The sequence below is a fragment of the Mycobacterium sp. genome, from assembly GCF_049683355.1.
In the GTDB taxonomy this organism is placed as follows: Bacteria; Actinomycetota; Actinomycetes; order Mycobacteriales; family Mycobacteriaceae; genus Mycobacterium.
Window position 1 is genome coordinate 20,328 of record NZ_JBAUJB010000243.1, and the last position, 6,724, is coordinate 27,051.

Consider the following 6,724-nt stretch of genomic DNA (forward strand, 5'->3'; position numbering starts at 1 on the left):
TCGGACCATGCCGGATTCCAGTCGTTGATCACTGATGCTCCTGTCGACGTCCGCCACTTGCCGCCGTGCCTCGACTGCGGCTTTCGGTGCGCGACCCCCCGTGCCGCGCATGCCACCCGGTCCAGGGCGACTGACCCTGACGGATGATGCTCCCCGGCTGCATACCCAATCGCCGACACGTTATATCCGGCGGCCGGGAGAACCCTGTGCGTCGCGCCGGATCAGTCCCACTCAGGCACCGTGGCGGCGGGCGACCTGTTGTTTGATCTTGTCCGGCAGGGCATCTGCCGCGACGAGGGTGGGCATTAAGGCCGGCTCGAGCATCAGCGCGCGGAACACCACGCCGACGGTCACCGGGTGGTCCGGACGCTCGATGATCTGAATCCGGTCGCCGGCGCGCATGGTGCCGGGCTCGATGACCCGAAAATACGCCCCGGGAATCGCTGTGGCGGTGAAAGTCTTGATCCATCCCGGGATCCCCAACCATGTGGAGAAGGTCTTGCAGGGCGTGCGCGGGCTGGTGACTTCCAGGACCAGTCCGTCGTCTCCGACCGCCCATCGTTCGCCGACAAGGCAGTCGGTGAGGTTCACGCCCGATGTGGTGAGGTTCTCGCCGAACATGCCGTTGCCGATGTCACGGCCGAGGCGGGACTGCCAGTCGTCGAGATCCTCGCGGGCATAGGCGTACACGGCCTGGTCGTCACCGCCGTGGTGGCGCGAATTACCGATCGAGTCACCCACGACACCGCTGCCCAGCCCGCTCTTCCTCGGCCCGGGAGCACGCACGGCGAGCGGCTCGGCGCTGGGACGCTTGTCGATGCCGGTGCGCAGCGCGCCGAGATCAACGACCGCGGGTGCCGTGTTCACAGTCAGGACCGAGGCCATACGTAAGGTTAGATCAACCGAGGCAACGCCTCAGAGGCCGGCCAGATCGTCCGGAACGTCGACTGCGTAGCGGCTGAGCACCTCCGCGGGCACCGATTCCAGCGCGCGTTCGTGCGTCGAGGCCAGGACCACCGGGCACGCGTGACCGTCCTCGTGCGCCCGCAGCCAGTTCTGGGCGGTGACGCACCAGCGGTCGCCGGGCACCAGGCCGGGGAAGCGGTAGGCGGGCATTGCCGTCGCCAGGTCGTTGCCGATCGAGCGTTGGTGCTCGAGGAACTCTGCGGTCACGACCGCACAGATGGTGTGGCGCCCCAGGTCCTCGTCGCCGGTGCTGCAGCAACCGTCGCGGTAGAAGCCGGTCATTGGCTCCGTACCGCACGGCTCCAGCGGCCCGCCCAGCACGTTGCGTTCAGCGATCGTGTCCTCAGCCATCACGTCAGTATCACCGGTCGGGCGCCCGGAGGTGGGACGACGCCGCCCGCGCTCAGATGCTGAGCTTGCGGTAGCGCTGCAGTCGCCGGACGCTCTGGGCAGGCGCCGCCGCGGTGGCGGTGTGCAGCGCCGCGCTGAGCTGCCGCCGGACGTCGTCCACGTCGAGCCCCATCCCGATCGCCACCAGGCAGCTCGCGGTCGCATGGGCGGGGGCGATGTGGATCGACGGCCCCACGACGTTGACGACGTAGACGCGGGTGGAGGTTCGGTAGCGCACCGCGATGGTGCCCTTCATGCGGTACACCCCGGTCGGTGGTTGCTCGAGCAGGTCGATGACCGCGCCGGGATCCACACACCCGTCACCGACCACCGTCACCGAATCCGCGTGCACGTGGTCATGGTCCGGGCCCGGGTCGCTGTCGAAGAGCAGTTCCCGGAAGGTCAACTGGCCCGCCTCCTCGGCGGCAGAGACGTCGTAGAGCAGGGCCGGGTCGATGCGTCCCGCGGTGGCGCCCACGACCTGCGCGTGCGGGTTGCGGTCGCGGACCCGGCTCTCGATGCGCTGCAGCACGGCGGTTTGTTCACCGGCAGCGATCTGGTCGAGCTTGTTGACGACCACCAGCGTGGCGACGCCGTAACGTGCCGGCGGGCTGGCGTCCCGGTCAACGGTGTCGAAGTGGGTGGCTGCGTCGAGGACGTCGACGATTCCGCCGGGGCGCACGTTGTCCACCCCGCTGAAGCGGATGATCCGGGAGATCGCCACCGGGTCGGCCAGGCCGCTGGCCTCGACGAGGATGGCGTCCAGGCGCAGCTTGGGATCGGCGAGGCGGGCCAGGGCGAGGTCGAGTCCGCCCTCGTCGGGCAGGCAGCAGATGCAGCCGCCCGCGATCGAGGCGGGCTCGTCCACCTGGCCCGTCACCAACGCGGCGTCGACGTTGAGTTCGCCGAAATCGTTGATCACCACGCCGATCCGTGCGCCCGGGCTGCGCAACACGTGGTTGAGCAGGGTGGTCTTGCCTGCGCCGAGATAGCCGGTCAGCGCGATCACCGGAACCCTGTGCACACTTCTCCTTTCGGCGATCATCCGAGCTGCAGCCAGATCAGCGGAAGCCGGCCGCCCCGCCGTCGACCATGATCGTCTGCGCCGTGACGAACGAAGCCTCGTCGCTGAGCAGAAACCTCACCACCGGCCCGATGTCGGAACCGACATCTCCCAGACGGCCCAGCGGAACACCGCGCACCGTGCGCTCGTAGGTCTCCGGAGCCATCTCCCGCCACATCCTGATGCTCTCCGTCTCGGCGAACGGGCACACCACGTTGACCCGGATGTTGTCTCGGCCCCATTCCAGCGCAGCGACTTCGACATCCCGCGGATGGCCTCCTTGGCGCCCGCGTAGGCGCCGAACTTCGGCTTGCCGAAGGTGCCCGAGCCCGATCCGAAGTTGACGATGCTGCCGCCGCCGCCGGCGACGAACACCGGGTACACCGCCTGCATCAACTCGAAGGTCGCGAGCGGCCCCACGTCGAAGACCAGGTCGTAGTCGTCGCGGGTGATGACCTGGAACGGCTTGGGCTCGTTGGTGGCGATCGCGTTGTTCACCAAACCGTGCAGGCCGCCGAAGGTCTCGACCGCCGAGTCGACGATGCGAGCTGCACAGCCTTCTTCACGCAGATCAGCGATCAACCCCACTGCGCCGCGGCCCGGGACCCCCGAGTTGCCCGACGGTCGCGGTGAGCAGCTCGGAGTCACGGTCCACCAGCAGCACCGGGGCGCCACGCTCGACGAGAGCGGATGCGATGCCCTTGCCGACACCACGGGCCGCCCCGGTCACGCACGGTCTTGCCATCCATGCTCGCTACCGTAGCCACCGCTGTTCGTCGGGTGTGCGACGCACCAAAGAGCCGGGCCCGATCTCGGGGGAATCAGACCCGGCCCTTCGGCCACGATTATGGAGTTATGCGGTCAGATCAGGGCGCGGGGATGGTTGCGCAACCCACACCGGGAATGCAGCCGCTGGCTCCGCCCGGTCCGGCGGTTCCGCTGGGTCCACCCGGGATGGCGCCGGTGACGCCTTCCGGTCCTGCGGCGCCGCTGACCCCACCGGGGTTGGTGCTACCGCTGACGCCACCAGGTCCGGCCTCGCCGGCAGGGCCGCCGGGAATCGCGCCTTCGGCACCACCGGGTCCGGCTGCACCGACGGGACCACCGGGGATGGCGCCCGCGGCACCGTCGGGACCGACGTAGCACGGCGTTCCGTCAGCATTGACGCACGCCACCGGCGGCGGCGGGGGCGGGGGTGGCGGGTTGGTGTTGAACGGGCTCTGCGCAAAGGTCAGGGGAGCCGTCGCGATCGCAGTCGCCGCAGCGCCTGCGAAGAGCAAGGATCCAAGGGTTCGGGGAGACGTCCGGGGAGAAGTGGTCTTGTTTCGCATGCCGAAGAAATTGCCCGCCGATACCAAAACGAAACCAACAAACTGATGATTTTTCTAGGTTGCCTAGATATGTGCCCGCCGCGGGTGGTGGCATCCTGGCCGAATGGGACTGCTCTTCCGCCTGGCCGAGTTGTTGATCATCCTCGTGCCACTGGCCGGTGTGGGCTATGCCACCTTCAGGGCCATCACCTCTGCACGAGGTCGCCGTACGGCCGAGCTTCCGCCGGAGGCCGAACCGCGCCCCGATGCCGCTGCCGCGCAGCGGCGGGCGATCACCCGCACCATCGAGGAACACGACCGGACCGACACGCGCTGGCTCGAATATGAGCTCGACGTCGCCAAGCTGCTCGACTATCCGTTGATGACCGACATGCGTGACCCGCTCACCGAGCGTTTCCACCGGGCCAAACTGCGGTCGGACTTCCTGCGCCCCGCGGACGTGGCCGACCTCGTGGACGACCGCGAGGCCACCCGCGAATATCTGGACGCGGTGCAGGAGTACGTCACCGCCTTCGATGTCGCCGAAGCCGAGGCGATCCGGCGGCGCCGCACCGGCTTTTCCAGCGAGGACCAGGAGCGGCTCGGCCGTGCGCAACGCCTGCTGCGGGTTTCGGCCGACACGGCGGCGACGACCCAGGAACGCGAGCGGGCCTACCGGCTGGCGCGGCGGGAGCTCGACGGCCTGGTCGTGCTGCCCGAACGCGCCCGAGTCGCCCTCGAGCGCGGAATCTCCGGCGAGCTGGGCGCTTAGGAGTTCAGCGCCGCGTCCGCGACGTCCAGGGCGCGATCCAGGATCGCGACGCCCTCCCGGGCCAGTTCCTCGGTGACGATGCACGGTGGCACCACGTGGATGCGGTTGTAGTTGGCGAACGGAAGCAATCCGAACTTCTTGCATTCTGCGATAACGGAGTTCATCGCGGCACTGGAACTGCCGTACGGTGCCAGCGGCTCCCGGGTCTGCTGGTCGGCAACGAGTTCGACCGCCCAGAACACGCCGGCACCGCGCACCTCACCGACGCAGCGGTGCCGCCCGGCCATCTCGCGCAGCGCGGGTCCCAGGACCTCACTGCCGATCCTTGCGGCATTCTCGACGATGCCCTCGTCGGCCATCGCGTTGATGGTCGCGACGGCGGCGGCGGTGGCAAGCGGATGCCCGGAGTACGTCAGCCCGCCCGGGTAGGCACGATGGGCGAAGGTGTCGGCGATCGCGGGGCTGATCGCCACCCCACCGAGCGGGACATAGCCGGAGTTGACGCCCTTGGCGAAGGTCAGCAGATCCGGTGTGACGTCGAAATGGTCGATCGCGAACCACTTTCCGCTGCGGCCGAAACCTGCCATCACCTCGTCGGCGATGAAGATGATGCCGTACTCGTCGCACAGCGCCCGCACTCCGGCGATGTAGCCGGGCGGCGGCACCATGATGCCCGCGGTGCCGGGTATGGACTCCAGGATGATCGCCGCGATGGTCGACGGGCCTTCCATCCGGATCAGGTCGTGCAGGTGGCTCAGTGCGCGCTCACACTCCTCCGCCTCGGTGGTCGCGTGGAACTGCGACCGGTAGAGGAACGGACCGAAGAAGTGCACGACGCCGGCATTGCCGTGATCGTTGGGCCAGCGACGCGGATCACCGGTCAGGTTGATCGCGGTCTCAGTACCGCCGTGATACGAGCGGTAGCGTGCCAACACCTTGTACCGGCCGGTGTGCAGACGGGCCATCCGCACCGCGTGCTCGACGGCGTCGGCGCCGCCGTTGGTGAAGAAGATCTTGTCGAGGTCACCCGGCGTCCGCTCGGCGATCAGCCGGGCGGCTTCGGAGCGGGCATCGTTGGCATGCTGGGGTGCCAACGTGCAGAGCTTCGCCGCCTGATCGGCAATGGCACCAACAACTTTGGGATGCTGGTGGCCGATGTTGGTGTTCACCAGCATCGAGGAGAAGTCGAGCAGCCGGTTGCCGTCACCGTCCCAGACGTGACAGCCCTCGGACGCCACGATCGTCATCGGTGAGATGTCGGCCTGGGCGGACCACGAATGGAACACATGGGCGCGATCGAGCTCGTAGGTGCGAGCGGCCTCGGCGCGGGCCGCCTCGACGCTCAGACCATTGGGCAGCTGGGTGGTTTCGTTCAGCACAGTCATGACCGTGAAGACCTATCTGGTTGATGTGTGACAAACCGTACTCTCGCGGGGGCTGATCAGGCGTTCTCGGGGAAGCCGAGGTTGATGCCGCCAGAGACGCGCGAGGAGGGGTCGAGCCAGCGTTGGGTGATGGCTTTTTGGCGGGTGTAGAAGTTGACGCCGTCGGTGCCGTGGGCGTGGGCGTCGCCGAACAGGGAGTTCTTCCAGCCGCCGAAGCTGTAGTAGGCCATGGGGACGGGGATGGGGACGTTGATGCCGACCATGCCGAGCTGGACTTCGTTTTGGAAGCGTCGGGCGGCGCCGCCGTCGTTGGTGAAGATGGCTGTGCCGTTGCCGTAGGGGTTGGTATTGATCAAGTCCAGGGCTTGGTCGTAGGTCTCGACGCGTACGACGGAGAGCACGGGTCCGAAGATCTCGTCGGTGTAGACGCTCATCTCGGCTGTGACATTGTCGAGCAGGGTGGGGCCGAGCCAGAAGCCACTGGAGGCCCTGTCGCCGCCGTCCTCGGAAATGGTGCGGCCATCGACGACGACCTTGGCGCCGTCGGCTTCGCCGGCGTCGATGTAGCCGGCGACCTTGTCGCGGTGGGCTCGGGTGACCAGGGGGCCCATGTCGGAATCCTTGGTGCCGTCGCCGATCTTGAGCGGTGTGGTCCGCTCGGCGATCTTGGCGACCAGGTCGTCGGCGATCGGGCCGACGGCCACACATGCGGAGATGGCCATGCAGCGTTCCCCGGCCGAGCCGAACCCGGCGTTGACCATGGCGTCGGCGGCCAGGTCGAGGTCGGCGTCGGGCAGGATCACGGCGTGGTTTTTGGCTCCGCCGAGTGCTTGGACGC

7 protein-coding genes and 1 pseudogene are annotated in these 6,724 nt (G+C 68.0%); 1 reads left to right on the plus strand and 7 read right to left on the minus strand.

What is annotated here, in order from left to right:
• Positions 1 to 231 precede the first annotated feature (231 nt).
• The 5 genes and pseudogenes from WA944_RS15000 to WA944_RS15020 all read right to left on the minus strand — a co-directional run bounded on the left by WA944_RS15000 (position 232) and on the right by WA944_RS15020 (position 3,750).
• The gene (locus WA944_RS15000; protein ID WP_526608934.1) at positions 232 to 885 is read right to left on the minus strand and encodes an MOSC domain-containing protein; all 654 of its coding nucleotides are present in this window, start codon (positions 883 to 885) and stop codon (positions 232 to 234) included.
• A 30-nt stretch (positions 886 to 915) separates the two neighbouring features.
• Complete coding sequence (locus WA944_RS15005; protein WP_526374398.1) at positions 916 to 1,302, minus strand: DUF2237 family protein; 387 nt, start codon at positions 1,300 to 1,302, stop codon at positions 916 to 918.
• Positions 1,303 to 1,369: 67 nt separating this feature from the next.
• On the minus strand, positions 1,370 to 2,380 hold the full coding sequence (locus WA944_RS15010) for a CobW family GTP-binding protein (protein ID WP_526374349.1): 1,011 nt from the start codon (positions 2,378 to 2,380) through the stop codon (positions 1,370 to 1,372).
• 37 nt (positions 2,381 to 2,417) lie between these two features.
• Positions 2,418 to 3,168, minus strand: a pseudogene (locus tag WA944_RS15015) (SDR family NAD(P)-dependent oxidoreductase).
• Positions 3,169 to 3,285: 117 nt separating this feature from the next.
• Entirely contained in the window at positions 3,286 to 3,750 is a 465-nt protein-coding gene (locus WA944_RS15020; protein WP_526374348.1) for a hypothetical protein, read from the minus strand.
• Between the two features lie 103 nt (positions 3,751 to 3,853).
• Between WA944_RS15020 and WA944_RS15025 the strand changes: the two genes are divergently transcribed.
• On the plus strand, positions 3,854 to 4,501 hold the full coding sequence (locus tag WA944_RS15025) for a hypothetical protein (RefSeq protein ID WP_526374347.1): 648 nt from the start codon (positions 3,854 to 3,856) through the stop codon (positions 4,499 to 4,501).
• Here the strand turns inward: WA944_RS15025 and WA944_RS15030 are convergent.
• Together WA944_RS15030 and WA944_RS15035 are read right to left on the minus strand one after the other, a co-directional pair.
• Positions 4,498 to 5,886: a class-III pyridoxal-phosphate-dependent aminotransferase gene (locus WA944_RS15030; RefSeq protein WP_526374346.1), complete on the minus strand. Its 1,389-nt coding sequence runs from the start codon at positions 5,884 to 5,886 to the stop codon at positions 4,498 to 4,500. The genes WA944_RS15025 and WA944_RS15030 overlap by 4 nt on opposite strands.
• 56 nt (positions 5,887 to 5,942) lie before the next feature.
• On the minus strand, positions 5,943 to 6,724 hold a 782-nt coding region (locus WA944_RS15035), incomplete at its 5' end, for an aldehyde dehydrogenase family protein (RefSeq protein ID WP_526647083.1).